Origin of the sequence: Pseudomonas saponiphila (assembly GCF_900105185.1) — a bacterium.
Classification (GTDB): Bacteria; Pseudomonadota; Gammaproteobacteria; order Pseudomonadales; family Pseudomonadaceae; genus Aquipseudomonas; species Aquipseudomonas saponiphila.
The window spans coordinates 144704-170782 of the sequence record NZ_FNTJ01000002.1 but is presented as its reverse complement, the minus strand read 5'-3'; the positions used below and the strand labels follow the sequence as shown (position 1 = coordinate 170782).

24 protein-coding genes and 1 pseudogene are annotated in these 26079 nt (G+C 64.5%); 10 read left to right on the top strand and 15 right to left on the bottom strand.

What is annotated here, in order from left to right:
- Positions 1-110: 110 nt before the first annotated feature.
- Positions 111-1457: a phosphate regulon sensor histidine kinase PhoR gene (gene phoR, locus BLV47_RS22660; protein ID WP_425272183.1), complete on the bottom strand. Its 1347-nt coding sequence runs from the start codon at positions 1455-1457 to the stop codon at positions 111-113.
- 78 nt (positions 1458-1535) lie between these two features.
- A complete protein-coding gene (gene phoB, locus BLV47_RS22655) occupies positions 1536-2225 on the bottom strand; it encodes a phosphate regulon transcriptional regulator PhoB (RefSeq protein ID WP_003177195.1) in 690 nt (229 codons plus the stop codon).
- 152 nt (positions 2226-2377) lie between these two features.
- On the opposite strand from phoB, the gene BLV47_RS22650 reads away from it, so the two are divergent.
- On the top strand, positions 2378-2761 hold the full coding sequence (locus tag BLV47_RS22650; protein ID WP_092317735.1) for a COG4315 family predicted lipoprotein: 384 nt from the start codon (positions 2378-2380) through the stop codon (positions 2759-2761).
- Positions 2762-2812: 51 nt separating this feature from the next.
- Here the strand turns inward: BLV47_RS22650 and ubiA are convergent, their stop codons facing one another.
- The gene (ubiA, locus tag BLV47_RS22645; protein WP_092317732.1) at positions 2813-3703 is read right to left on the bottom strand and encodes a 4-hydroxybenzoate octaprenyltransferase; all 891 of its coding nucleotides are present in this window, start codon (positions 3701-3703) and stop codon (positions 2813-2815) included.
- Positions 3703-4266, bottom strand: coding sequence for a chorismate--pyruvate lyase family protein (locus BLV47_RS22640; protein ID WP_092317729.1), 564 nt, complete (start codon positions 4264-4266; stop codon positions 3703-3705). The genes ubiA and BLV47_RS22640 overlap by 1 nt, the downstream gene beginning before the upstream one ends.
- Before the next feature lie 202 nt (positions 4267-4468).
- Here BLV47_RS22640 and BLV47_RS22635 point away from each other — a divergent pair, with 202 nt between their 5' ends.
- From BLV47_RS22635 to BLV47_RS22605, 7 genes are all read left to right on the top strand, one after another.
- Positions 4469-4636, top strand: a complete 168-nt coding sequence (locus BLV47_RS22635) for a rubredoxin (RefSeq protein ID WP_016964948.1) — start codon at positions 4469-4471, stop codon at positions 4634-4636.
- Positions 4637-4678: 42 nt separating this feature from the next.
- Positions 4679-5827: an NAD(P)/FAD-dependent oxidoreductase gene (locus BLV47_RS22630; RefSeq protein ID WP_092317726.1), complete on the top strand. Its 1149-nt coding sequence runs from the start codon at positions 4679-4681 to the stop codon at positions 5825-5827.
- A 189-nt stretch (positions 5828-6016) separates the two neighbouring features.
- On the top strand, positions 6017-6292 hold the full coding sequence (locus tag BLV47_RS22625; protein WP_011064269.1) for an HU family DNA-binding protein: 276 nt from the start codon (positions 6017-6019) through the stop codon (positions 6290-6292).
- 194 nt (positions 6293-6486) lie between these two features.
- On the top strand, positions 6487-6981 hold the full coding sequence (locus BLV47_RS22620; protein ID WP_244168944.1) for a hypothetical protein: 495 nt from the start codon (positions 6487-6489) through the stop codon (positions 6979-6981).
- Complete coding sequence (locus BLV47_RS22615) at positions 6969-7340, top strand: hypothetical protein (protein ID WP_092317720.1); 372 nt, start codon at positions 6969-6971, stop codon at positions 7338-7340. Before BLV47_RS22620 ends, BLV47_RS22615 begins: the two co-directional genes overlap by 13 nt.
- Before the next feature lie 130 nt (positions 7341-7470).
- Complete coding sequence (locus BLV47_RS22610; RefSeq protein ID WP_092317717.1) at positions 7471-7896, top strand: DcrB-related protein; 426 nt, start codon at positions 7471-7473, stop codon at positions 7894-7896.
- 35 nt (positions 7897-7931) lie between these two features.
- Positions 7932-8150: a hypothetical protein gene (locus tag BLV47_RS22605; protein ID WP_092317714.1), complete on the top strand. Its 219-nt coding sequence runs from the start codon at positions 7932-7934 to the stop codon at positions 8148-8150.
- Between the two features lie 184 nt (positions 8151-8334).
- On the opposite strand, the gene istB is transcribed toward BLV47_RS22605, so the two are convergent.
- Both istB and istA read right to left on the bottom strand, forming a co-directional pair.
- The gene (istB, locus tag BLV47_RS22600) at positions 8335-9084 is read right to left on the bottom strand and encodes an IS21-like element IS1474 family helper ATPase IstB (RefSeq protein WP_062838242.1); all 750 of its coding nucleotides are present in this window, start codon (positions 9082-9084) and stop codon (positions 8335-8337) included.
- A complete protein-coding gene (gene istA, locus BLV47_RS22595; protein ID WP_062838241.1) occupies positions 8972-10657 on the bottom strand; it encodes an IS21 family transposase in 1686 nt (561 codons plus the stop codon). The genes istB and istA overlap by 113 nt, the downstream gene beginning before the upstream one ends.
- A 240-nt stretch (positions 10658-10897) precedes the next feature.
- Between istA and BLV47_RS22590 the strand changes: the two genes are divergently transcribed.
- Together BLV47_RS22590 and BLV47_RS22585 are read left to right on the top strand one after the other, a co-directional pair.
- Positions 10898-11164: a hypothetical protein gene (locus tag BLV47_RS22590; protein ID WP_092317711.1), complete on the top strand. Its 267-nt coding sequence runs from the start codon at positions 10898-10900 to the stop codon at positions 11162-11164.
- Between the two features lie 54 nt (positions 11165-11218).
- Positions 11219-11482: pseudogene (locus tag BLV47_RS22585) on the top strand (hypothetical protein).
- A gap of 18 nt (positions 11483-11500) precedes the next feature.
- On the opposite strand, the gene BLV47_RS22580 reads toward BLV47_RS22585, so the two are convergent.
- The 9 genes from BLV47_RS22580 to tssE form a co-directional block, all read right to left on the bottom strand.
- Positions 11501-12112 carry an imm11 family protein gene (locus tag BLV47_RS22580; protein WP_092317708.1) on the bottom strand — a complete coding sequence of 204 codons (612 nt, stop codon included), beginning with the start codon at positions 12110-12112 and terminating at the stop codon, positions 11501-11503.
- 201 nt (positions 12113-12313) lie between these two features.
- Positions 12314-12940, bottom strand: a complete 627-nt coding sequence (locus BLV47_RS22575) for a hypothetical protein (protein ID WP_092317705.1) — start codon at positions 12938-12940, stop codon at positions 12314-12316.
- A gap of 15 nt (positions 12941-12955) precedes the next feature.
- Positions 12956-17416: an RHS repeat-associated core domain-containing protein gene (locus tag BLV47_RS22570; RefSeq protein ID WP_092317702.1), complete on the bottom strand. Its 4461-nt coding sequence runs from the start codon at positions 17414-17416 to the stop codon at positions 12956-12958.
- 9 nt (positions 17417-17425) lie between these two features.
- Positions 17426-17851, bottom strand: coding sequence for a DcrB-related protein (locus BLV47_RS22565; RefSeq protein WP_092317699.1), 426 nt, complete (start codon positions 17849-17851; stop codon positions 17426-17428).
- A gap of 18 nt (positions 17852-17869) precedes the next feature.
- Positions 17870-19807, bottom strand: coding sequence for a type VI secretion system Vgr family protein (locus BLV47_RS22560; RefSeq protein ID WP_092317696.1), 1938 nt, complete (start codon positions 19805-19807; stop codon positions 17870-17872).
- A 137-nt stretch (positions 19808-19944) separates the two neighbouring features.
- A complete protein-coding gene (gene tssH / locus BLV47_RS22555) occupies positions 19945-22620 on the bottom strand; it encodes a type VI secretion system ATPase TssH (RefSeq protein WP_092317693.1) in 2676 nt (891 codons plus the stop codon).
- On the bottom strand, positions 22613-23665 hold the full coding sequence (gene tssG, locus BLV47_RS22550; RefSeq protein WP_092317690.1) for a type VI secretion system baseplate subunit TssG: 1053 nt from the start codon (positions 23663-23665) through the stop codon (positions 22613-22615). The genes tssH and tssG overlap by 8 nt, the downstream gene beginning before the upstream one ends.
- Positions 23629-25488 (bottom strand): type VI secretion system baseplate subunit TssF, encoded by a 1860-nt coding sequence (gene tssF / locus BLV47_RS22545; RefSeq protein WP_092317687.1) that lies wholly within the window; start codon positions 25486-25488, stop codon positions 23629-23631. Before tssF ends, tssG begins: the two co-directional genes overlap by 37 nt.
- Positions 25485-26000 (bottom strand): type VI secretion system baseplate subunit TssE, encoded by a 516-nt coding sequence (tssE, locus tag BLV47_RS22540; protein ID WP_092317684.1) that lies wholly within the window; start codon positions 25998-26000, stop codon positions 25485-25487. The genes tssF and tssE overlap by 4 nt, the downstream gene beginning before the upstream one ends.
- Positions 26001-26079: the final 79 nt, after the last annotated feature.

Sequence of the window (26079 nt, the reverse complement as noted above, 5' to 3'; positions counted from 1 at the left end):
TTTTGCGGGTTCCGTGTATTCGAAAAAGAAGGAAAGACGGTGCCTGAAATGCAGGCACAAGTGACGCAATGTAGCGGCTGACAGGGCGATTGCCTAGGGGCACGCCACGGTCAGCGCTGTTCGGTCAGGCGGGTGGCCGCGGTTTTTTTCACCTGGGCCGGGGCGAAATGGCAGGTAAAGGTACTGCCGTGGCCCAGCACGCTGCTGATTTCCAGGCGCGCGCGGTGGCGCAGCAGCACGTGCTTGACGATGGCCAGGCCCAGGCCGGTGCCGCCGGTGTTGGAGTTGCGGCTCGAATCCACCCGGTAGAAGCGTTCGGTGAGGCGCGGCAGGTGCTTGTTGTCGATGCCGATCCCCGAATCCTGCACGCTCAGGTGTGCGCCCTGTTCATCGCCCCACCAGCGAATGCGGATGTTGCCTTCGGCCGGGGTGTATTTCACCGCGTTGAACACCAGGTTGGAGAAGGCGCTGCGCAGTTCCGCTTCGCTGCCCTTGAGCTGTACCGAGGCGTCGGCTTCCAGGGTGATGCGCTGGTTGCGTTCGCCGGACAGCGCCTGGGCATCGCTCTTGATCGATTGCAGCAGCGCATCGATGGGCACCGGCTGGTTGTCCGAGGGATAGTCGGTGGCTTCCAGCTTGGCCAGCAACAGCAGGTCGTTGAGCAGGGTCTGCATGCGCCCGCCTTGCTGCTGCATCTGCTGCAGGGCGCGGTTCCAGCGCGGGTTCACTTCCTCGACGTTGTCCAGCAGGGTTTCCAGGTAGCCGCAGATCACCGTCAGCGGGGTGCGCAGCTCGTGGGACACGTTGGCGATGAAGTCCTTGCGCATCTGTTCCAGCTGGTGGATGCGGGTCACGTCGCGCACCAGCATCAGGTGTTCGTTGTTGCCATAGCGGGTGATGTACAGCTGGATGCGTACCCGGTCATTGGCGGGGGAGGGAATCTCCAACGGTTCGGCGTAGTTGTCCTGCTCGAAGTACTCCTTGAAGCGCGGATGGCGCACCAGGTTGGTCACCGGCTGGCCGCTGTCCTGGGGCGTCTTGAGCCCCAGCAGGGTCTCGGCGGCGCGGTTCCACCATTCCAGGTTGCCGTCGCTGTCGAGCATGATCACCGCGTCTTTCAGGGCCGCGGTGGACTCCTGGACCCGGTCGATCACCGCCTGCAGGCGCCCGCGCACCCGCTGATCGCGGCGTTGCAGGTGGTAGATGCTGTCGAACACTTCGCCCCACAGGCCGTAGCCATCGGGCGGCGCTTCATCGGGTTGATGCAGGCGCAGCCATTCGTGCAGGCGCAGCAGCTGCTTGAGGGTCCAGGCCAGGTAGAGGCCCAGGCCGGCGGCCAGGCTCCAGCCGTAGTAGCCGCTGATCAGACCCACCAACAGGCAGCCGGTGACCAGCAGCAACAGGTGGCGAATCAGGGTGCCATGCCAGTTTTGATTCACTTTGGGGAGCAGCTCCATGCTGTAAGCCGCAAGCTGCAAGTTCAGAGGCAGTCGGTGATCAACTTGCCGCTTGTGGCTTGGAGCTTGCCGCTGTGGTTAGGCCTTGGTGGAAAAACGATAGCCGGTGCCGCGCACGGTTTGTACCAGATTCTCGTAGGCGTCACCCAGGGCTTTGCGCAGCCGGCGGATGTGCACGTCCACGGTGCGTTCCTCGACGTACACATTGCCGCCCCAGACCTGATCCAGCAGTTGGCCACGGGTGTAGGCGCGCTCCTGGTGGGTCATGAAGAACTGCAGCAGGCGGTATTCGGTGGGGCCCATTTCCGCCGGCTTGCCGTCGATGGTCACCCGGTGGCTAATGGGGTCCAGCAGCAGGCCGCCGACTTCGATCGGCGCTTCGCCGTCGGTAGGACCGGCGCGGCGCAGCACGGCCTTGAGGCGGGCCACCAGCTCGCGAGGGGAAAACGGCTTGGTGATGTAGTCGTCGGCGCCGACTTCCAGGCCCTGGATCTTGTTGTCCTCTTCGCCCTTGGCGGTGAGCATGATGATCGGGATGTCCCCGGTCAGTTCGTCGCGCTTGAGGCGTCGCGCCAGCTCGATGCCGGAGGTGCCGGGGAGCATCCAGTCCAGCAGGATCAGGTCCGGCTTGCGGTCGACGATGATGGCATGGGCCTGCTGGGAGTTCTCGGCCTCCATGCAGTCATAGCCGGCCATTTCCAACGCGACGGCGATCATTTCGCGAATCGGCGCTTCGTCGTCAACGATCAGAATGCTTCTGCCAACCATGTGGAAACCTCTTGTCATTTAACTGTCTTGCGCCGCATTAGATAACGGAATTATTGCAGTCGTGTGACAGTATTTCAGGTGCCGGAGCGTGGTGCAGGTTCGTCGACTAAGCTGTGAGTCCGATTCCTGACAACCACAAAAGAAGGTTTCCCATGACTCTGTTCAAGCAATCGTTGAAAGTCCTGCTGGTGGGCGCGGTCCTGGCCCTGCCGACCTTCGCCCTGGCCGCCGAGCCGGCGATGAGCAAGGACGGCATGCTGGTGGATCACAAGGGCATGACCCTCTACACCTTTGCCAAGGATGCCGATGGCAAGTCGATGTGCAATGACAAATGCGCCGCCAACTGGCCGCCGCTGATGGCCGAAGGCACTGACAAGGCCATGGGCAAGTGGACGCTGGTCAAGCGCGACGACGGCAAGCTGCAATGGGCCTATGACGGCAAGCCGCTGTACGGCTTCGTGATGGACAAGAAGGCCGGCGACATGACCGGAGACGGCAAGATGGACGGCGCCTGGAAGGTTGCCAAATCCGATTAGCCAGCGGCGCGTAGCCGCTACCAGCGTAGCGGCTACGGCCTCATGGGGATTTCAGCGCAACGCGAAATCCAGCACCACGCCGATAAAGATCGCCATGCCCGCCCAGTGGTTGTGCAGGAAGGCCTTGAAGCACTTCAACCGGTCGCGATCCCGGGTGTACCAGAACTCCCAGGCAAAACACCCCGCCGCCACCGCCAACCCGAGGTGGAACCAGCCTCCCAGATTAAAGCGTGCCCCGGCCATCAGCAGGCAGCCCAGCGACAGGCCCTGCAGGGTGAGAATGATCACCCGGTCGGCATCGCCGAACAGGATCGCCGTGGACTTGACCCCGATCTTCAGGTCGTCGTCGCGGTCGGTCATGGCGTAGTAGGTGTCGTAGCCCACGGTCCACAGCAGGTTGGCGATGTACAGCAGCCATGCAGTGGCCGGCAGTTCGCCGTTCTGCGCGGTGAAGGTCATCAGGATGCCCCAGGAATAGGCCGCGCCCAGGACCACCTGCGGGTAATAGGTGTAGCGCTTCATGAAGGGGTAGCAGGCGGCCAGGGCCAGGGCGCCGAACGACAGCCAGACCGTGGTGGCGTTGGTGCACAGCACCAGCAGGAAGGCGGCGCCCATCAGTATCGCGAACAGCGCCAGGGCTTCCTTGGCGCTGACCTTGCCGGTGGCCAGGGGCCGCTGGTCGGTGCGCTTGACCTGGCCGTCGACCTTGCGGTCGGCGAAGTCGTTGATGGCGCAGCCGCCGGCCCGGGTCAGGATCACGCCGAAGGTGAAAATCAGCACATGGCCGAGGGACGGCTGGCCCTCGGCGGCAATCCACAGGGCCACCAGGGTCGGCCACAGCAGCAGATAGATGCCGATCGGCTTGTCCATGCGCGCCAGTTGCAGGAAGTCCCAGGCCCGTGGGTGCAGGCGATTGAGGGATTTGAGCAGGCTCAGGTACATCAGCAGGCCTCCGGTTGGGCTTGGATGGCGCACCACAGGCTGGGCAGGAAGACTTCGGCCACCAGCAGGCTCAAGGGGCCGCGATCGAAGCGCGAGCGACGGCCCCAGAGTCCGTCGCTGGCCACCGCGTCGGGCAGCCAGGCCTGTGGATAGCGGCAGACCTCGATGGGACGGCGGGCAAAGGCCTGGTCGCAGAACAGCAGTTCGCCCAGGGAGCGGCTGCCCAGTTCATCGATGTTCAAGCCACCGTCTTCCAGGGCACTGCGGGCGGCGACGCTGCGGGCGAAGACCCACGCCTCGCCGTGGCCCCGCAGGTACACCTCGCGGACCCAGCCGATGCTGTGTTCGGGCAGGTCCAGGGCGAGGCATTCGTCGTGGCGCAGGGTTTGCCATTCTTCCACCAGCGGCGTGACGCTGAAGCCGTTTTGCGACAGTCGGGTCAGGCGCCGGGTCAGCGACCCTTCATCGAACAGCCAGTTGGCCACGGCTGCGCCGGGGAAGGGGGACAGACGGTTTTGCGCCAGCCAGGTGGGGGCCGGAGCGGGGGGCATTGAGTGCGGCACAGTGGGTCAGTATTGGCAGCAAATGAGGCGGCGAGCTTAGCATGACGACCGGCGATTTTGATTGATCCAGGACGTCCGGCGACACGAACTTGCTTGCATCTGCCGGAAGTGATCAGTAAAAAACCCCAGTGCCGAACGCTGATCAGCGTGGCCTTTAGAGTCGATTCATCGACCGAGCCTGAACTCCCGAGGAAATGCAGCAATGAAAAAGTGGCAATGTGTGGTCTGCGGCCTGATCTATAACGAAGCGGAAGGCTGGCCGGACGACGGTATTTTGCCGGGGACCCGCTGGGAAGATGTACCCGAGGACTGGCTCTGCCCGGACTGCGGCGTGGGCAAGGCGGATTTCGAAATGATCGAGATCGCTTGATCGACATTTGTGGCTTGAACGACCAATGACAAGGAGCAGGGCATGAGCGCACCGGTGGTGATCGTGGGGACAGGCCTGGCGGGTTACAACCTGGCCCGGGAATTTCGCAAGCTCGACGGCCAGACGCCGCTCTTGCTGATCACTGCCGATGACGGCCGTTCCTATTCCAAGCCGATGCTCTCCACCGGTTTCGGCAAGAACAAGGATGCCGACGGCCTGAGCATGGCCGAGCCCGGCGCCATGGCCGACCAGCTCAAGGCCGAGGTGCGCACCCACACCCGCATCAGCGGCATCGACCCGGGCCACAAGCGCCTGTGGATCGGTGAAGAGGCGGTGACCTATCGCGATCTGATCCTGGCCTGGGGCGCGGAAACCGTGCGCGTACCGGTGCAGGGCGACGCATCCGAGCTGATCTTTCCCATCAACGACCTGGAAGACTACGCACGCTTTCGCCACGCTGCCGCCGGCAAGCGCCGGGTGCTGTTGCTGGGGGCCGGGCTGATCGGCTGCGAGTTCGCCAACGACCTGATCCTCGGCGGCTACAGCGTGGATCTGGTAGCGCCGTGCGAGCAGGTGATGCCGACGCTGCTGCACCCGGCCGCCGCGGCGGCGGTCCAGGCCGGACTGGAAAGCCTCGGCGCGCGCTTCCATCTGGGCCCGGTACTCAACCGCCTGCAACGCAGCGGCGACGGCCTGGAGGCCCATCTGTCCGATGGTCAGGTGATCGCCTGCGACCTGGTGGTTTCCGCCATTGGCCTGCGCCCGCGCATCGATCTGGCGGCGGCGGCCGGGCTGCTGGTCAATCGCGGCGTGGTGGTGGACCGCGAGCTGAAGACTTCCCACGCAAACATCTACGCCCTGGGCGATTGCGCCGAGGTCGATGGCCTCAACCTGCTGTACGTGATGCCGCTGATGAACTGTGCCCGGGCGCTGGCCCAGACCCTGGCCGGCAAGCCGACGGCGGTCAGCTACGGGCCGATGCCGATCACCGTGAAGACCCCGGTCTGCCCGCTGGTGGTATCGCCGCCACCGCGGGGCGCCGAGGGTGTCTGGAGCGTCGAAGGGCAGGGCGCCGACCTCAAGGTGCTGTGCCGTGACGCCAGCGGCCAGCTGCTGGGCTACGCCCTGACCGGGGCGGCGGTGATGGAAAAACTGGCCCTGAACAAGGAACTCCCGGCCCTGCTGGCTTAAATACCGGTCGTTCTGTCGGAATAACCGGGATTTTGCCCCTACAAAGGTCGCGCCAAGACTGGCGCCACCTTCAAGCGCGTGCCATCCTCACACCCGTCTGCCGCAGCGTAGAGCCTGCGGCGCCTTGGGCGCTGTTCCCGTGAACAGCACGGACATAACAACAAAAAACCGTCAAAGAGGCTTCACACTATGCGTAAACCAGAACTCGCCGCAGCCATTGCTGAAAAAGCGGACCTGACCAAAGAGCAGGCCAATCGCGTGCTCAACGCGATCCTTGAGGAAATCACCGGGGCTCTGCACCGCAAAGACAGCGTCACCCTGGTCGGTTTTGGTACCTTCCTGCAACGTCACCGTGGCGCCCGTACCGGCAAGAACCCGCAAACCGGCGAACCGGTAAAGATCAAGGCCAGCAACACCGTGGCATTCAAGCCGGGCAAGTCGCTGAAAGACAGCGTCAACCCATAAGCATTGCGCGGGCTCCCACAGCGGGAGCGCGCAGGGGAAAATAGGCACGCCGAGCGCATCGGGTGCCTATTTTTTTTGCCCGCCGCGGGTCGGCGCGTCCTCTTGCGCAGCAGTAGTGGCGTGGCTAGGATGCGCGATTGTTTGCCCGCGACCCAAGGCCAAGGATGACCCGCACCCCCGTCAAAACCCCAGCATTGGCAGCCGCACTTCGCTGCCTGGGGCGCTCTGGCGCAGCCGCCGTGGCGCTGGGCTCGATCCTCGCCCTGAACTTGCCAGCGGCCGTGGCCGCCAGCGAGTCGCGCCTGGGCCAGATCGGCTATCGCGAAGCCCTCGGCTGGTTCCACAGTCAGCAGTACGACAGCCGCGGCTCCTGGCTCTGCGGCTACTCCCTGGCCCGCGAGGACTACAGCGTGGCAGCCAAGGCCCCGCGCCTGCTGGTGGAAGTGGACGAGCGCTATCTGTACCTCAAGAGCGGCGGGCAACTGCTGGAACTCACCGGTGGCGCCCAGGGCCCTGAGCGCAGCGAGTACCAGAATGCCGGTGCCCACATCCGCGTGACCCTGAACATCCTCAAGCGCAACAACTTCAGCGAGTACCAGGAGTCCCACGACCGCCAGGTGCTGGCGAAGATCGAGATGAACGACCAGGTCGAAACCCTCACCCTCAAGGGGCAATCATGCGGTACTTGAATTCCCTGGGCCTGAGTCTGCTGCTCATCGGCGTCAGCCTGCCGGCCCTGGCCGATGAGGCCAACCCGGGCCAGGGCTGCTACGGCTACCTCACCGAAATGGTCAGGAGCAGCGACTTTCCCTACCGCGACTTCACCACCCCGGAGCGGCTCAAGCTGCTGATCGACCGCGATGATGGCGACCAACTGAGCCTGCAGCTGTTCTACGAAACCTCCGGCAGCGGGGTCATCGGCTGGGTCCGCTATGACGTACCGCAGCAGGCCCTGTGGAATGTCAGCATCGACCCCGAGGAGCCTCAGGCCCTCAAGTTCGACCGGCGTTTTGCCCAGGCCTATGCCGCCTGCCTCAAGGCGCGCTGAGCCCGATCCGGGTGCCACCTGCGGGGGCGAAAACGATTGCTCAGCGTTGCCGACGGGTTCCTTGATTGTTGCCGGTCATTGCTTGAAAATCCGTCGCTGTCCTACCCCCTCAGCATGGAACGCCTACCCTTTGTCCTCCTATCGCATTCAAGAAGCCGATCTCGATATTCCCGACGCCTGGCAGGACCAGAGCATCAACATCTTCAAGCTGCCGGCCGTGGGCGGTGCCCAGGAAGCCAGCTTCGTCATCAGCCGCGACCCGAGCCAGGGCGATGCGGCTTTCGCCGATTATGTCGACCGACAGCTGCGCTCCGCCGAACAGCAACTGCCGGGCTTCAACCTGATCAAGCGCTGGGACTTCGACATGCACGGTCACGCCGCGGTGTTGCTGGACTACAGCTGGAAGCGCGAAGGCCGCGAGCTGATGCTGCGCCAGGTGTTCGTCGAGCGTAAGCCAGCGGTGCTGATCACCACCCTGACCACCACGCCGCAAGACCTGGTGCACCACGAACCCGCCTGGAAACAGGTCATGCAGAGCCTCAAGCCTCAGCCTTAGCGGGCCTGATTCCTTCGCTGAGACACGGGTCCCAGATGAAATTCATCGATCTGTTCGTCAACCGCGAGGAGATGTTCTCCATGGGCATCGAAGCACTCAGCGGCCAGCACTACGTCTCCTTCCCGGTCAGCCTCGGCGTGGTCGACTATGAGGAGTACTACGCCATTGATCGCGCGACCTTCGAGCGGTTCGAGCAGGACCTGCCCGCCGCGCTGGCGTTCGTTACCCGCGCCAGGCCCGGCGCCAGTATCTGAGTGAGGTCAAAACCTTAACTGAGGTGTTTGTAAGTGACTGAGCAAGAATTGCACGTCTATGTGGAAAAGGCGGATGCCGACACAGTACGTGTGCGGATTTCGGTGAACGTGACCGAGCGTTTCGCTAATACGTGACCGGTGCTTCCACCCCGGTTGCGCGGGTTCTGGATTGTAATCGCATCGGTCACGATGCGGCTTGTTCCTCGGCTTTTTTTCGGCGCAGCGACTCGCCTTTCATCGTCAGTCGGTAGGCGTTGTGCACCAGGCGGTCGAGGATGGCATCGGCCAGGGTCGGGTCGTTGATCCAGCCGTGCCAGTGCTCGATGGGCAGTTGGCTCGTCAGGATGGTGGAGCGGCTGCCAGCGCGGTCGTCGATCACCTCCAGCAGGTCATGCCGGGCTCCTTCCTCCAGCGGGGCTAGCGCCCAGTCGTCCAGCACCAGGACGTCGACCTTTGCCAGCTGTTGCAGGGTACGGCCGAAGCTGCCGTCGCCATGAGCGATGCGCAGTTGTTCCAGCAGGCGCGGGGTGCGCAGGTACAGGGTGCTATAGCCCTGGCGGCAGGCCTGGTTGCCCAGGGCGCAGGCCAGCCAGGTTTTGCCGGCACCGGTCGGGCCGGTCAGCAGCAGGTTGTGCTGCTGGCGGATCCAGTCGCCACTGGCCAGGGTGGCGATCAGACGCTCGTCCAGGGCGCGTCCGGTGCGGCGGTCGAGATCTTCCAGGCAGGCGTTGGCGTACTTGAGCTTGGCCTTCTTGCGCAGCCGTACCAGGCGCTGGTTGTCACGCCAGGCCAGTTCGCGGTCGAGCAGTAGGCCGAGGCGTTCATCGAAGCTCAGGCTGTGGCTGGCCGGCAGCGTCCATTGCTCTTCCAGGGCGCGGGCCATGCCGTCCAGGCGTAGCTGGTGCAGTTGATTCAGGGTGTGTTGCGGCATCATCGAACAGCTCCTGTTGCGGGGGTTGGTAGTAGTCGGCGCCACGGACGTTCTCGTGGTCGCCGGGTAAGGTCGTTTCGGCGGCACGCTGGGGCAGCGGCTGTTGATCCAGGCCTTGCTGGAGCAGGTTGCGCACGCTGCGCCCGGTGAAGGCGCGCAGGTGTACGGCACGTTCGGCAGCGGCTTCCAGGCGTGCATTGCCATAGCGCCGGGCCAGCGAGAGCAGGCCGAGGCAGGCGCGGTAGCCCATCTCCGGGTGCGGCTTGTGGGTCAGTTGGTGATCGATCAGTTGGCGCGTGTAGGGGCCGATCCGCGCGCCCCAGTCGAGCAGGCGTTGTGGCGTCCATTCGCGATGCGCCTGGTGCGCCGCGGGCATGTGCTCGCGCTGGGTACTGTAAGCGCCGCGTCGCCCCAGCAGCAGGTGGCTGGCCACCCGCCGGTTGCCATGCAGCACTTCCAGGGTGTGTGCCGTCAGTCGCACGTCCACGTTCTGCCGGGCCAGGGCGGAGGGCACGCTGTAGAAGCTGCCATTGACCTCGATGTGGTAGTCGATGCTGACCTTGCAGCGCTTGAAGGTGGCGACCTCGTAGGGATGCACCGGCAGCGCTCGCAAGGCCGGGCGATCCAGGCGCTCGAACCAGTCGCGCCGGCAGCCATCGAGCCGCTTGAACGGGCGCCGATTCAGATCCTCCAGCAGCTCGGCGATGGCCTGGTTAAGCGCATGCAGGCTGAAGAACTGCCGATGGCGCAGCCGCGCCATGATCCAGCGCTCGACCACCTGCACCGCCACCTCGGCCTTGGCCTTGTCCTGAGGCTTGCGTGGCCGTGCCGGCAGGATCACCGTCTGGTAATGACGCGCGCACTCCAGCGTGGCCCGGTTCAGGCCCGGCTCGTAGCGATCCGGCTGGGCGACCAGGGCGCGCGGATTGTCCGGCACAACCATTTCCGGCACGCCGCCAAAGTAGGTCAGAGCCTGGCCCAGCGAGGTCAGCCAGTCCACCTGGGTTTCGCCTGGCGTCGCGCAGGCATAGGTGTAATTCGAGGCGCCCAGGGCGGCGACGAAGATGTGCGCCCGGCGCACTTCGCCGGTGGCCGGGTCGACCACCGGCAGCGTCGGCCCGGCATAGTCGATGAATAGCTTCTCGCCCGCACGGTGCAGCTGACGCATCGAACGTTTGAGCGTCTGGGCGTAGCGCCGGTAGTGCTCGACGAACTGGGTGTAGCGGTAGGTCGGCTGGCCCGCATGCGCGGCGAGATATTCCTCCCACAGCAGCTGCAAGGTCACGCCCTTGCGTCGCAACTCGCGGTGGATGCTCAGCACATCGGGCAGCACTCGCTCACCGCGCGGCTTGTTCGTCGACGTCGGTGCAAACAAGGCGGCCGCCAGCGCGGCCTCGTCCATGGCCACCAGCGCCGGCCAGTCCAGCCCGGCCACCCGCGCCGCCGCGATGTACTTGCTAACCACGCCCTTGGACAGCTGCAAGGCACGGGCAATCTTCTCGTGGGACAAGCCGGCCTCAAACTTGAGGCGCAGACATTCTTTGATGTTTCGCATGGCTACTCGCGGCGCCGCCATCTTCCTCTCCCGAAATCGGTCGAGGATGGCGGCGCATCAGGTCATGCGCAACGAAGGGGAAGGCTTTCGCTAAGTCGTGACCGGCGATTTCGGTAAGCCGTGACCACCTGTTTCGGAACAGGCGGAAAATCGGTCACGTTGCTACCGAAATGAGCGGTCACGCGTTAGCGAAATGACCGGTCACGATCAACCGAAACGGCCGGTCACGGTGCTCCGAAATCCGCAGTACGTGTTCGGGTCATGGACGCCTCGCTGGACGCGGCCCTGGTGGCCCTGGGCTTTGGCGCAACGATCGAGCCGGGGGTGTATGCCCTGGACGTAGCGGACGACGTGCGCAAGGCGCAGCTCTTCGATGCCTTGCGCACGCTCGGCGTGGCCTTTGCCGATGGCAAGGAATGGTGCCCGGCCGAGGTTTTTGAATACCTGCGCGACATGAACCTGCTCAGCGGCACGTTCACCCGGATTTCCTGGCGCGAACCCGGACGTTATCACCTGGTCGAGGTCTGATCGTCCGCCTCGAAAGACCACCCTTGGCCAGTGGCTGCCTTACACGGGACCGAGATGAAATTCATCGATCTGTTCGTCAACCGCGAGGAGATGTTCTCCATGGGCATCGAAGCTCTCAGCGGCCAGCACTACGTCTCCTTCCCGGTCAGCCTCGGCGTGGTCGACTACGAGGAGTACTACGCCATCGATCGCGCGACCTTCGAGCGGTTCGAGTAGGACCTGCCCGCCGCGCTGGCGTTCGTTACCCGCGCCAGACGGCGCGAGCTGGATCAGTTACTGATCATCCAGCCGGGCAAGAATCGCGGCTCGGCGATCTGATCGGATGCCCCCAGGCGCTCAGGCATTGTTCCGATAAGGCACGAAACGCCGTTCGGCGCTGTACAGCCCCAGTCCCTTGTCACCCTTGAAGCCGGTGTCGATCAAGCGGTCGGCCAGGGTTGCGCTGATCAACAAGTCCCCGGACTCCGGCTCCCGGGCGATCTGGCCCATGCCTGGGGCGCTTTCGAGAAACCAGGTCTTGTTGAAGTAGAGCAGGGTGCCGTCATCGTCGCGCTGTGCTTCGGAACGCGCGTGGTCGATGGCCTTGACGGCCTGGATGGCGTTGACGATGTAGTACGGCTGGCTGACCTCCTGGTGGTCGGCCACCAGGCGCAAGGGCTGGATCAGCTCGACATCGGCCGGCGCCTGCTGGCGGAGAAAGTCCGCCAGGCGCGCCGACACCAGGGGAATGCCCCCCAGCAGCCACAGGCAATCGTGCTCCAGCAGCTTCTTCGCCTTGCACTGGAAAAACACCGGCGGCGTGTCCGTCGTCTTTGGATACGGCTGCCCGGCGAGCAGGGCCAGGTAGTCGAAGCTGGAGCCCGGGGTTTCATAGGCGCCGCTCTCGACGTCGTAGGAACCGATCAGCTTCGGGTTGTATCGGATCGGGGGTTTCCAGCTCAAGATCATCATCTGTTCCTGATCACAATAGGCTCCGGCGTGGTCAGGCGTCCCACGGTCGGCTCATCGAAGCGCCTGAGCCAGCGGCGTATTACGCCGCCGATCGCGCGACCTTCGAGGGCTTCGAAAAGGATCTGCAGGTCGCGCTGGCGTTCGTCAGCCGCGCCGGAAAGCGTGGTGCGGCGATCTGCCCCGCTCTAAAGCAAGCGCTCAGCCCAGTTCTGTCAGGAGTTGCTTGTTGAACGACTCTTTCAGTTCCTGGTGCTTGGTATAGCCCAGGGTCTGCTCGCTCAGAATCTTCGCAAGGGTTCCGTCGTCCGGTTTGATTGCGTTGGTTTTCAAGGCGATAAAGATCAGCGGCACCGGATAGGCGTAATACTTTGGCCTCTCGATGACATCGCTCGCCAGTGCGGGGCTGACATTGAAGAGGTTGTACAGGATAGGCAGGTGAACATCCTGGAGCCGGCGCAGAATCACCTGGCAGGTGTTTTCAATGCCTTGCTCTGTCACTGGCAGCAGTGGACAGCCGTCTTTTTCGCTGACTGTCGACATGCAGTAGACCAATTTCGGATTGGCCAGGTTGGACGGGTAGGGTGGGCTTATGCGCTCGATCTCGGCCTGCAGGGCCGGGTGTTCGACGAAGATGATGATTTCGTAGGCGCGGGTATTGGCCAGATACTCGAAATGCAAGGTCGCCACGGCGCCCGATTCCTTATGTGCAATCACCACTTTGTTCCTGGTGACTTTGGCTCCGGGATAAGCCGAGAGCTCACTCTTCAAGCAAAGCTGGAGTGCTTTTTCGAAGTTGCTGCGCAATTCCTTGGTGTCTGCTTTCATTTCTCGATTACTCGTTCAATAGCGAAGAAGCCAGAAGTTGGCCGAATGCTGTGCGCCATTTCCACCGAACGGTGTGCTTTTGCCGCTTTTGGTCGCCACTTCGAACTGGCCTTGGGTGGCACCGGACGGTCTGATCAGGCCGCCGCCCAGGCCACCGTGGGTGTTGGCCGGATTGTTCATGTCGAACATTCCCGATCCCTGTTGGTTCTTGGTCAGTTTGCCGCTGCCATTCTTGACTTCGAACACGTGGTAGTTACCGGCTTTGTCCTGGGCGATGATATCTGCCCTGATGCGGTAGGACTTCTGGGTGACTGGATGCTTGACCTTCATGGTCAGTTCTTCAGCTACCACAGTGAAACCGTTCCTCTCGAGGTCGGCCTTGGCCTTCGTGGTGCCCCTTCTGCCGCTGTAGGCCGATTTGCAGATCCAGCCCAGCGGGTCGATCCAGCCGATGGGGTTGGGAGCATAGTGATAGAGGTTCAAGCCTCCGGCCAGGCCGATGGGGTCCGGCGTAGTGAAGCGTCCGATATCCGGGTCGTAGAAACGGAACGTGTTGAAGTGCAGCCCGGTCTCGCGGTCCAGGTACTGGCCCTGGAACCTGAGATTCTGTTCCTCGATGTAGTAGGGCTCGCGTTTTTCTTCGACGGTGTTGCCCCAGACCTGATAACGGGCCTGCCAGACGCTGTGGCCGTCAGGCTCGCAAAGCTGGTGAGGCAGGCCATTCAGGTCGTTGTGGTAGTAGCGGATCTTCTGTTGTGCGCCGAGGCCATCGACCCGCGCCAGGGGCGCGTGGCCCAGGTCTTCATAGACATAGAGGCTGGTCTGTTGATTACGCTGTTCCTGCAGCAGCCGCAGGCCATCCCAGATGAATCGGGTTTCACCCAGAAGGTTGCCCTGGCTGTCGTACTCACTCTTGCTGATGCGTCGACCCAGGACGTCGTAACGCATCCTGACCAGGGTTTCGCCGTTGGCGGTCTGATTGCGCACTTCGATCAAACGGTGTTCGGCATCGTAGGCAAACCGTTGCACGCCTCGCCGACCACTGCGTTTTTCAACCATTCGTCCAAAGGCATCGTAGCGGTAGCGCTTGTCCTGGTAGGTCAGCAACTTGTTGTGCACCACCAGCCCGGCGCCTGCTTTCGGGCCGTCAAGCAAATTGGCGGCGGCGTCGTAGGCGAAGGTTTCCTTCTGGCCCTGCAGGCCGTCCTGGCTGGCGATGATTCGCCCGGTCGCGTCGTAATGGAACAGTTGTCGATGTTGCCCGTTGACATGCCGCTCGGCCAGGCCTACCAGGTTATCGCTGTCGTCGTACTCGAGGTGCCGTTCCGGGGCTGTCGGCAAGGTGTTTGCCAACAGGCTGGAGTGCCGCAGGCGTGCGCGCAGGCGGCCACAACGGTCGTATTCGCTGCGGGTGCTGATCTGGCCCTGGGTGCGCAGCACTTCACGGTGCAGGCGATCACGTTGAAAATCGCTGATTACCTGGCCATCGAGATTGATCTGGTGCAGATGGCCACTGCCGTAATAGAGCCGATTGAGCCAGCGCGCGTCCGGTAGCTGGGTCTGAGTCAGATTGCCCAGTTCGTCGTATCGGTGTTTCAGGCTGCCGGCCGCTGTGTGTTCTTCGAGTAATTGGCCCAGGGCGTCGTAGCTGAAACTCAGTGCCTGCTGGTTGCCGAGGTTGTCGGTAAAGCTGGCGGCGGTCAGTTGGTTCAAGGGATCGTAGGTGTATTGGCTGCGTCCGTCGTCCGTGATCTTGGCCAGCAGCCGCCCCACGGCATCGCGCTCGAACCTGTGGATGATCGGCGCGATTGGTTGCGCGGGCACGGTGCTCGGTCCGGAGCCATAAGGCGCGGCATGGGCCTGGAGTTCGACGACGTTGTTCAGTGGGTCATAGCCATAGCGCTTGGCACTGCCGTCGAGATCCTGCTGTTCGCTCAGACGGTTGCCGGCATCCCAGGCAAAGCGATAGCTTTCGCCGTTTTCGTTGGTGAGCGCCAGCAGCCGTCCGAACGCGTCATAGTCGAACCGGACCTGTCGGCCGTGGGCGTCGGTGCGCTGGCGTATCTGCCCGCGCCGGTTGTACTGGTAGAGCGTGGTGTAGCCGGACGGGTCGGTGTAGCCCTGCAGTTGGCCGTTGCTGCTGCGTTGAAAATGCTCGGCGCGGCCATCGGCCAGTTGGCTGCTCAGCAACCGTCCCTGGCAGTCGTAATGGAACCGGGTGTGCTCGCCAAGGGCATCGATGATGGCTTTCACGTTGCCACGTCGATCGTATTCGAAGCGAGTCGGATAGCCCGAGCAATCCAGGTGTTCAAGCAATTGCCCGGACGAGTTCCAGCGCATCTTCCGGCTTCTTCCCGCGGCATCGATGATCTCCACCACCTGCCCATGTGCGTCATGGCGGTACTGAGTCACCTGGCCTAGCGGGTCTGTTTCGGCGATGCAATTGCCTCTGGGGTCGTAGCGCAAGTGCCAGCTGTTGCCGGCGGGATCGGTCAGGGTCTGTGGCAGCGACCAGTGTTCCAGCCACAAGGTCGAATGGCTGTGCCCCAGAGGATCGGTCTCGGCGATCAGGTTGCCGGTTTCGTCGTAGCTATAGGCATAGCGCCCTCCCAAGGGGTCAGTGGCGCTGAGCAGTTGGCGTTCGTCGTTCCACTCGAAGGCCCATGTCTGGTTGAGGTTGTCGGTGTACTCGACGATCTGCAACTGGCTGTTCCAGCGCCGGCGGCTGAGGCGCTGCAGGCTGTCGGTGACCTGGGTGATGCCGGCTTCCAGATCATAGTTGTACTGATAGCTATCGCCTTCGTCGGTCCAGTGACGGGTCACGCGCCACTGCTGGTCGGCGAACAGGGTCCACTGGTAGAAGCAGCGCAGCCCGGTGGCCAACTGGTGCTCGGTCATCCGCTGGCCGGTGTCATAGGCGAAGCGCCGCTGGACCTGCCCTTCGCTATCGCGGACCTGTGCCAGGTTCCCTGCGGCATCGTAGTCATAGCTGACCAGCACTTCCCGTTGCTGATCGGGGTACAGCCGTTCGACCTGGGCAATCCGATCGGGCCAGTGCGTGCTGTAGCCCAGTTCGAGCTGCGCCTGTTCAAAGGTGTCGCGCAGCAGCCAGAGCCGCCCGGACGAGTCGTATTCCAGGTGCAGACGATTGTCGTTGCGGTCACCCAGCTGGCCCAGGCGCAGCCGCGAAGGATCGTCTGGTAGCGGCTCGAACAGACGGTAGAGGCCGTCGCTGCTTTCGATCAGCAACTGCCCGTTGTCGTTGCGTCGCACGCTCAAGCCTTCACCGGGGCTGAAGGCTCCGCCGCCCAGGGCAATGGCCCCCATGTCGATGCGGCGTCCCTGTTCATCAATGTAGAGCAGGCGTTCGCCACCCTCGGGGTGGGGCTCGATCTGGACACTGACCTCGTAAGGTAGGCTCCAGCCGGCTCCGAGCAGGCCGTCACGGCGTTCATCGCGGCTGTTGTAGAAGCGTTGCCATTCGATGGGCATCAGCCCTGGCAGGGTGAAATCCAGATCGTCGTCGGCCCCGAGCACCTTGGCCCCGGTTGCTGCATGCACCGGATGGGTCGAGGCGACGACGGCCTGGGTCAGCGCATTGGTGGCCTGGCTGACGACAAACGAATTGACCCCGGCCATCAGCATGCACGGCAGGTTGCTGAGGAACTTGCCCTTGCCGCCCTTGAGCATCATCAGCGCGCTCACCGCCAGGCCTACCCCCGGGGTCTTGCCGCTGCGGATCTCGCGCACCACCACCGAGCCGCCGCCGATGGTCACGTTGGGGGAGATCGGCCCGGCGGACACCACCTTGGCATCGCAGGTGCTGCGGTCGCCGCTGCGCACCGCCGGCTGGCCTTCGATGCTGACCTTTTCCGAGCCCTCGGCCAGGTACTGCACGGGCATCGGCGGGTGCTTGGTGCAGGTCACCTGGTCCAGTTCCTTGGGCTGGGAGCCGGGCGCCGGGGAGGCCACGGTGGGCCGCCACATCTGCGAGAAGAATTCCTTGGCCATGTCGAGAAAGCCCGGGCCTTCCTCCGGGGTCGCCGAAGGGGTATCGGTGGCTTCGCCTTCCTCGGCGCCGTCGCCGCTGATCTGCGACGGCGGGGCGATACCGGCCGCGCGGGCCGCCGGTTTGTTGTTGGTCAGGACCTTTTTCGAGCCGCTGGCGATGGTGGCCTGGATCGAGGGCGGGAACAGGGCATTGCCGATGCCCTCGCATAAATTGCTCAGGCCCTTGTCGGCGCCGGTCTTGCTCATGACCACGCCGACCACCACGCCCACCACCAGCCCCAGCACGCAGGCACCGAGGCCGCCGGTGGCCACGGTGATACCCGCCGCCGCGGCCACCGCCATGGTCGCCAGGGCGCCGATGGCGACGTTGGCCGCCACCTCCAGCACGCCGCCGAGGATGTCGGCCATCATCGAGGTGTGTTCCAGCCCGTCGCCCAGGCGGGCGGCCCACAGCGCGTCAGACATGCCCCGGCCTCAGCCCAGCACCAGGCTGTGCTTGATCTGCGCCCAGTGCGCGGCTTCGGCGTCGCCGAGCTTCTGTGCCTTGACGTAGCTCATGGCGAGCATCTGCCGGGTGCCGGGCAGCACCAGGGCCAGCTGGAACTGGAACACCTGCTCGCTGCCCTTGCTGAACTGGCTGCGCAGCTCCAGGCCCGGAATGTCCTGGGACGGGCCCAGCAGCACCGGCTGCGGACCCTTGACCCGCAGTTCCTGCACTTGCTGTTCCAGCCGCTGCAGTTGGCTGGCCAGGCTGCTCTCCAGGGTTTCGCCGTCGCCCAGCAGGCTGCGGCTGACGATCAGCGAAGTGCCCAGGGCCGGGAACTTGAGGATGTTGATCGAGGCGTCCTGCAGTTCGCTGGCAGGCAGTTGGAACTGCAATTCATTGAGGCGATAGGTCATGGCATGGGCATCCGTTCATTAGCCTTTGGGGGCGGAAAAGGGCGCTTTGGCCTTGGCGCTGATGGCTCCCTGCACGCCCTGGCCCTCGGTGGTGGTGCCCGGGCCGCCGCCGTTGTTCAGGTGCAGCACGCCACCGGTATTGATCTCGGCATCGGCCGAGGCATGCACGCTGATGTTGACCCCGCACAGGTTGATCTGGCCGCTGGCATTGAGTTCCAGGATGCTGGCTCCGCACACCAGGCGCAGGCGTTCACCGACCTCGATCACGTAGCTCTGGCCGATGCTGTCGAGCTTCTTCTCGCCCACCGTCAGCTCATCCACGTGCTGGACGATGCGCGTGCGCTTGTTGCCGATGGTCACGTACTCGTCGTGGCCGATGCTCTTGTTGCGGTTGTTGCCCACTGAATGGCTTTCATTGACCTCGACCACGATGTCCTGGTTGCGCTCGGCGTGGATGTACAGCTGCTCGGCGCCCTTTTTGTCTTCCATGCGGATTTCGTTGAAGTTGGCCGGGCTGCCGCCCTTGCTCGACCGGCTCTTCATGCCGCTCTGGGTGGCATTGGCCGGCAGGTCGTAGGGCACGGTCTGCTCGGCGTTGTACACCCGGCCGGTGATGATCGGGCGGTCGGGGTCGCCTTCGAGGAAGCTGACGATCACTTCCTGGCCGATCCGCGGGATCTGCATCGAGCCCCAGTTCTTCCCGGCCCAGGCCTGGGACACGCGAATCCAGCACGAGCTGTTTTCGTTGGACTGGTCGTGGCGGTCCCAGTGGAAATGCACCTTGACCCGGCCGTACTGGTCGGTCCAGATCTCTTCCCCGGCCGGGCCCACCACCCGTGCGGTCTGCGGGCCCTGGACCATGGGCTTGTGGGTGCTGGCCAGGGGGCGGAAGCTCTGCTGGGCATCGATGCAGGTCAGGTGGCTTTCGAACTGCGCCGAGCCGCCGCCACCGCCGGTTTCCAGGCTCTCCTGGACCAGGTAGTAGCGGATGCCGACGATCAGGTATTCGCGGTTCTGGTCCTGGCGGCTGAAACCGCTGAGGGTGAACAGGTTACCCACGCCCAGGCCCCGGGCGTTGCCGCTGAGCTCGATGCGCTCGTGCAGGCTTTGCAGGGCTTCGATGCGGGTCTGCGCGTAATGCTCGCCATCGCTGCTTTGCACGTAGGTGCCCGGATAGTCATACAGCGGATAGTCGCCGGCGGCGTGGGGCCGGGGCATGGCCGAGCGCACGTCGATGCGCGCGCTGGGGCGCTGGAAATCGTAGTCGTTGAGTTCCAGCGAGCCGGGCTGCACCTCCTGGGCCAGGTGCCAGTCGAACAGGTGGTCGCGCTCGCGCTGCTGCTCGTCCCGCGGGTAGTAGGGCACCGTGGCATAGCCGGGCACGCTGCTGTGGGCGCCGTAGGCGTCGGCCAGCACCAGCACATGGCGGTCCTTCTCGTGACGGAAGAAGTAGTAGATGCCTTCCTGCTCCATCAGCCGGCTGACGAAATCGAAGCTGGTTTCGCGGTACTGCACGCAGTACTCCCACTCCCGGTAGGGGCGGCTCAGGGCGTCTTCGAAATCGGAAAAGCCCAGGTCGCGGAACACCTGCTTGATGATCTGCGGGATGCTCAGGTGCTGGAAAATCCGGCAATCGGAGGTGCGGCTGAGCAGCCACAGCCAGGGCCGCAGGGTCACCTGGTAGCTGGCGAACTGGCCCGTGTCGATGTTCTGGCTGCAGCGCGCGACGATGCCGTGGAAGTGCCGCTGGCCACCGCCGTCCAGCTGCACGCTGAGGCCCATGGGCTTGCCCAGCAGCTGGTTGAGGTCGATGTTGGCGTCGCTGGAGGTCAGTTGCAGCTGGTAGTCGAACAGGCGCCCCAGTTCTTCGCCGCCGCCCATGCTCTTGAGCAGCAGGACGTCCGGTCCCAGGGGGCAGTTGACCTGTGCCAGTCGTGTGGATTGCTGAAATAACATCGTCGCTCTCGTTGAATGCGTGGTGTGCCTGGCGCCACAAATCCCGTAGGAGCGAGCTTGCTCGCGAAGGCGCCGGGTCCATCACCGTGGCGCGTTTCGCTGGCAAGCCAGCTCCTACGGAAGCAGGGGCTGTGGGATCAGGCTGGCTCGCTGAAGTCGTAGTGCAGTTCGTTGTCCCGCTGGCTGATGCGCACCCCGGCCAGGGCCTGGCCTTCGAGCATGCGGGTCAGGAACTCGCGGCTCATGTCCGGCAGCAGGCTGTTGGTGAGGATGGCGTCGATCATCCGGCCGCCGCTTTCGGTTTCGGTGCAGCGCGAGACGATCAGGTCGACGACCCCGTCGTCGAAGTCGAACGGCACTTTGTGGGTGCTCTCCACGCGCTTCTTGATCCGTCCCAGTTGCAGGCGGGTGATCGCCTTGAGCATGTCGTCGCTGAGCGGGTAGTAGGGGATGGTCACCAGGCGCCCCAGCAGCGCCGGCGGGAAGATCTCCAGCAATGGCTGGCGCAGGGCCTTGGCGATTTCCTCGGGCTCGGGCAGGTCCGCGGGGTTGCCACAGACGTTGGCGATCAGCTCGGTGCCGGCGTTGGTGGTGAGCAGGATCAGGGTGTTCTTGAAGTCGATCATGCGGCCTTCGCCGTCTTCCATGACGCCCTTGTCGAACACCTGGAAGAACATCTCGTGCACGTCCGGGTGGGCTTTTTCCACTTCGTCCAGCAGCACCACGCTGTAGGGCTTGCGCCGTACCGCTTCGGTGAGCACGCCGCCTTCGCCGTAGCCGACGTAGCCCGGCGGGGCGCCCTTGAGGGTGGACACGGTGTGGGCTTCCTGGAACTCGCTCATGTTGATGGTGATGACGTTCTGCTCGCCGCCGTACAGGGCTTCGGCCAGGGCCAGGGCGGTTTCGGTCTTGCCCACCCCGGAGGTGCCCGCCAGCATGAACACGCCAATCGGCTTGTTCGGGTTGTCGAGGCCGGCGCGGGAGGTCTGGATGCGCTTGGCGATCATCTGCAGGGCGTGGTCCTGGCCGATGATGCGTTTTTTCAGGTGCTGGTCGAGGTTGAGCACGGTTTCCAGTTCGTTGCGGGCCATGCGCCCCACCGGAATCCCGGTCCAGTCGGCGACCACCGAGGCCACCGCCTGGTAGTCCACGGTTGGCAGGATCAACGGGCTCTCGCCTTGCAAGGCACTCAGGCGCTGCTGCAGGTCCACCAGCTTCTCGCGCAGGCCGTGGCTGTCATCGCCGACGTCGCTGTCCACCAGGCCGACGCTCTCGCGCAGTTGGGCGCGGGTCGCCAGCAGTTCGTCGACCAGGGTCTTCTCTTGCGCCCAGCGGCTTTCCAGCTCGGCCAGGCGCTCGCGCTCGGCGGCCAGGAGGTTCTCGCTGTTGACCTGGCGCTGGCCGATGGCCACGCCGATCGCCTGTTCCCGGGCGATGATCTGCAGCTCGGTTTCCAGGGCCTCGATGCGCCGGCGGCTGTCATCCACTTCGGCCGGCACCGCGTGCAGGCTGATGGCGACCCGGGCGCAGGCGGTGTCCAGCAGGCTCACGGATTTGTCCGGCAACTGGCGCGCCGGAATGTAGCGGTGCGACAGCTTGACCGAGGCTTCCAGGGCTTCGTCGAGGATCTGCACCTGATGGTGCTGTTCCATGGTCGAGGCCACGCCGCGCATCATCAGCAGCGCCTTGTCTTCCGACGGCTCGGCCACTTGCACCACCTGGAAGCGCCGGGTCAGGGCCGGGTCTTTCTCGATGTGCTTCTTGTACTCGGCCCAAGTGGTGGCTGCCACGGTGCGCAGGGTGCCGCGGGCCAGGGCCGGTTTCAGCAGGTTGGCCGCGTCGCCGGTGCCGGCGGCGCCACCGGCACCCACCAGGGTGTGGGCTTCGTCGATGAACAGGATGATCGGCTTGGGCGAGGCCTGGACGTCCTCGATGACCTGGCGCAGGCGCTGTTCGAACTCGCCCTTCATGCTGGCGCCGGCCTGCAGCAGGCCGACGTCGAGGCTGCGCAGTTCCACGTCCTTGAGCGCCGGCGGTACGTCACCGGCGACGATGCGCAGGGCGAAACCTTCCACCACCGCGGTCTTGCCGACCCCGGCCTCGCCGGTGAGGATCGGGTTGTTCTGCCGGCGGCGCATGAGGATGTCCACCAGTTGGCGGATCTCTTCGTCACGGCCGACGATGGGGTCGAGCTTGCCGCTGCGGGCCTGCTCGGTGAGGTCGACGGTGAAGCGCTTCAGGGCTTCCTGCTTGCCCAGGGCGCTGGGGGCCATGGCGCCGCTGGCTTCGCCGGGCACCGCGCCGGCATTGAAGCCGTCGCTGGCGCTCAGGGCGTTTTCCGGCGAGTCGCCGATGTATTCGTCAAAGCGTTCGCACAGGGTTTCGACCTTGATCTTGTCGAACTCCCGGGACAGCCCCAAAAGCGCATGGCGCAGGCTCGGAGTCTTGAGAATGCCGATCACCAGGTAGCCGGTGCGCACCTGGCTTTCGCCGAACATCAGGCTGCCATAGACCCAGCCGCGCTCCACCGCTTCCTCGACGTGGGACGACAGGTCGGTGATCGAGGTCGAGCCCCGGGGCAGGCGGTCCAGGGCTTCGGTCAGGTCCTTGGCCAGGCGCGCCGGCTCCAGGTTGAACTGGCGGATGATGCGGTGCAGGTCCGAATCCGTCAGTTGCAGCAACTGGTGCAGCCAGTGGGCCAGTTCCACATAGGGGTTGCCCCGCAGTTTGCAGAAGACCGTGGCGGCCTCGATGGCTTTGTAGGCAACGCTGTTGAGTTTGCCGAACAGCGCCGCGCGACTGATTTCACCCATGCTCTGTGCTCCTTGGTGTTTGTGAGGTAGTGGCCTGATCGGCGTAGTGCCGGGCCAGAATGAGGTCCTTGGCATCACTGCCGGGTTGACCGAGCCAGGTATTGAAACCCAGGCGCTGGCGGCCGTTGAGTTGCAGCTTGGGCACTTCGTCCTTCTGCAGGACCAGGTTCAGGTCCCAGTCCAGTTCATGCCCCAGGTATTCGCCGACCCAGGCCACCAGTTCCTTGAACTGCTGGCCGTCGGGCAGCATCCCCAGGTACTCGTCGAGTTTCAGCGGCCCCAGGCGGATGCGGAATTTGTGCTGGCGGTCCCAGACGTGGCTGCCCAGGCAGAAGTCCACCCCCAGCTGGTGGGACCGGACCCCGAGCCGGCTGCGCTCGGGCAGCTCCAGCCACTGGCCGACGTATTCCTCGATCGCTACCGGCAGGCCGAAATACTCGCCGATGATCGCCCGCAGGCCGTCGGGGTAGCGGGTCTGGGCCGCCAGGTGGCCGCTGTAGTGCAGCTTGGCGGTGTCGGGAATCAGCCCCTGCTTGAGCAGGCTGGGCATGCCCCGGCCGCTCAGGGCGGCGAGGCGCGCGGACCAGTAGTCGTCGTCCGGGCGGTCGTGGCTCACCGTCGGCCGGGCTTCGGCCCAAGCCCGGTAGAACAGGCTCAGCAGGCGGTGGTGGAACACATCGAGAAAGCGCTTGCTGGTGCTGTCGGCGTTGTTGCGCTGGCGCTCGCGCACGTACTCGGTGATGTGCAGCGGCAAGGGGCCGTTGGGTCCGCCGAGGCCGAAGAAGAACTGCTCCAGGCGCGTGGCCGCGCCGTCGCTGCCGGGGGTCACCGAGGCCAGGGTGGCCGGGGCAAAGGTGCAGTCGGCTTGTTGGCCCAGGCGCAAAGGATCGTCCGCCAGGCGCAACGAGTGACCGAAGCGCGGCAGTTGTGGCGACAGGCATTCGATACGCCGCAGGGCCTGGAAGAAGTCGTACTCCCAGGGCTCGGCGTGCATCGCCGCCAGCGTATTCAAAGAGTCGGACGCCGTCCGGGCTGGGCTTTCCATCGCATGATCTCGCCGCGTTCGGTGGTACGGATCACCGTCTCGGTAAAACTGTTGATCGACACGTAACGTGCCAGGAAGCGCTCGAAGACCGCGCCGAGCAGGAACACCCCGGTGCCGCGAAACGCGTTTTCATCGAATTCCAGGGTGATCTCCAGGCCCCGGCCAAAGACGATCGGCCCGGGCATTGGCAGGCGCCGGGTCACCGCTTTGCTGCTGACTTCCCGCAGGCCTTCGATCTGCAATTGCAGGGCCGCGTCGTTGTTGTCGCCATACAAGCGCAGCAGCTCGCGCAGGGCGGCCGCGCCCTGGCCCTGTTCGGCGAGCGACAGGTAGTTCAGCGACAACTGGCTGATCAGGCGCCAGGCCTTGCCGTCGTGGGCATGGCTGGGGCGCGGCCGGCTCGGCCCCGCCAGGCAGCGGATGGCCTGCACCGGGGCGCTGTCGGCCAGGGTGAAATCGGTCTTGCCACTGCCCACGTTCATGAACAGCGGCAGGTCGCGGTTGGTGCACAGCGCACTGACCCCGAGCTGGCGCAGGTCGTGGCGATAGGGCGCCTGCCGACTGTCCACCAGGCTGATGAAGGATTCACTGCCGATGTAGGTCGAGCGCGGACCGTTGCGGCGCTGGTCGCTGGACAGCACTCGCGGCTCGCGGCGGACGATGTAGTAGGCCTGGTCGCGGCCGTAGCGGGACGGGTCGCGCACCGCGTAGAACGGCAGGAACGGCTGCTCCGGCCCGGTGCCGTGGCCGCTGATGGCGCTCAGCGAGTGTACTTCGAAATCCATCGGCCGGGTGCGGTCGGCGATCACGTGGTGCTCGTTGACCCGATCGGACAGGTGGATGCGGTCCAGGCGCTTGGGAAACAGGTTGATCGCCGGGGTGCAGAAGGGCACGAATTGGGCGGCGCCGACGCTGCCTTCCAGGTTCTGCTCGAAGCGCTCGAAGAGCACGATCAGCTCCAGTTCCTGGCCGGCGCAACGTTGCACCGCACGGCCCAGCTGGGCGAACTCGACGAACAGGAAGCGGTTGGGCAGGGCGAAGTACTCCTGCAACAGGCGGTAGCCCTGGAACGCCTGGGGCACCACTGGCAGCGCCGCGTCGCGATCGTCGAAACCCCGGGAGCGCAGGGCATCCTGGGGCAGGCGCTCGACCCAGTCGCCGCCCGGGGCGCGGGCGAACACCGCGCAGGCGTTACCCAGCAATTGTTCGTAGAGGCGGAACGGTTGTTCGTCGTTGCCGTTGAGGTACAGCGGCAAGCTGTCCAGGGCCAGGCTGTTGAACGGCAGCTCGGCGCCGGTGCGCAGGGTCAGGCGCAGCCCGGCCTTGGCCTTGGGTTCGCTGGCGGCCAGGCGCCCGAGCACCGCCCCCGGGTTGCCGAAGTATTCGGCCTGGCTGACCTGCAGCGGCCACAGGGTCACCGGGTGCGCGGTGCGGTATTCGCAGCAGGTCTGGGTATCGCGGCCCAGGGCGGCCCGCAGGCTGGTATCGCGGGGCAGGGTGAAGCCGCTGCTCAGGGAGCCTTCGTCGGGATCGGCCTGCAACTGCACCACGGTCATCGACGGGGTCGGCGCCAGGTAGTGCGGGTAGGCGATCTCCAGCAGGTTGTGGGTGAAGGTCGGGTACTCGGCATCGAGCTTGAGCTGCACCCGGGCCGTCAGGTAGGCAAAGCCTTCCAGCAGGCGCTCGACATAGGGGTCGGCGCAGTCCATGCCCGACAGGGTCAGGCGGCTGGCGATCTTCGGGTATTCCTTGGCGAACTCCGCGGCGCTTTCGCGCACGTGGTGCAGTTCCTGGTTGTACAGCTCCAAGAGACGCGGATTCATGCGCGTCTCCGGGAATCGGCATGCACCACCCGTACATGGCCGGATTCCAGGTCCATGTCGGTTTGCAGCAGCAGGCGCAGGGGCATCGGCTGGGCCCACAGATCGCCCTCGATCTCGAAGCTCAGGGCGTTGTGGTTCATCTCGCCGGGCGCGGTGCGCGCGCGGACCCGCAGGGTGTTGCGCAGGATGCGTGGTTCGAAGGTGGCGATGGCCTGGTGGATCAGGGCCTCCAGGGCCGGGATATCGATGCTTGATGCGCTGTACCCGGCCAGGGCCGGCAGGCCGTAGTTGACCACCGAAGTACCGGCGGGGGTATGCAGGGTGGCGTCGGCTTCCAGCAGCGACGTGGTATTGAGCAGCCATGCCAGGTCGCGCAGCACCGAGGCCTTGAGCTGGCTCAGGGACAGCACGCGTTTGTCCGGGCTTTCTTTCAGGTTGCCGGGTTCATCGTCGGTCAGACGATCCAGCAAAGAGGGTTGCAAGCGATCGCGGGCGGCGATGTCGGTTACCAAAGGGTTCGCTCCAGGATCGGATGGCGCGGGCATGACGTCACGAAAAGGGGCATAACCAGAGACTCACGAGGACCTGGTC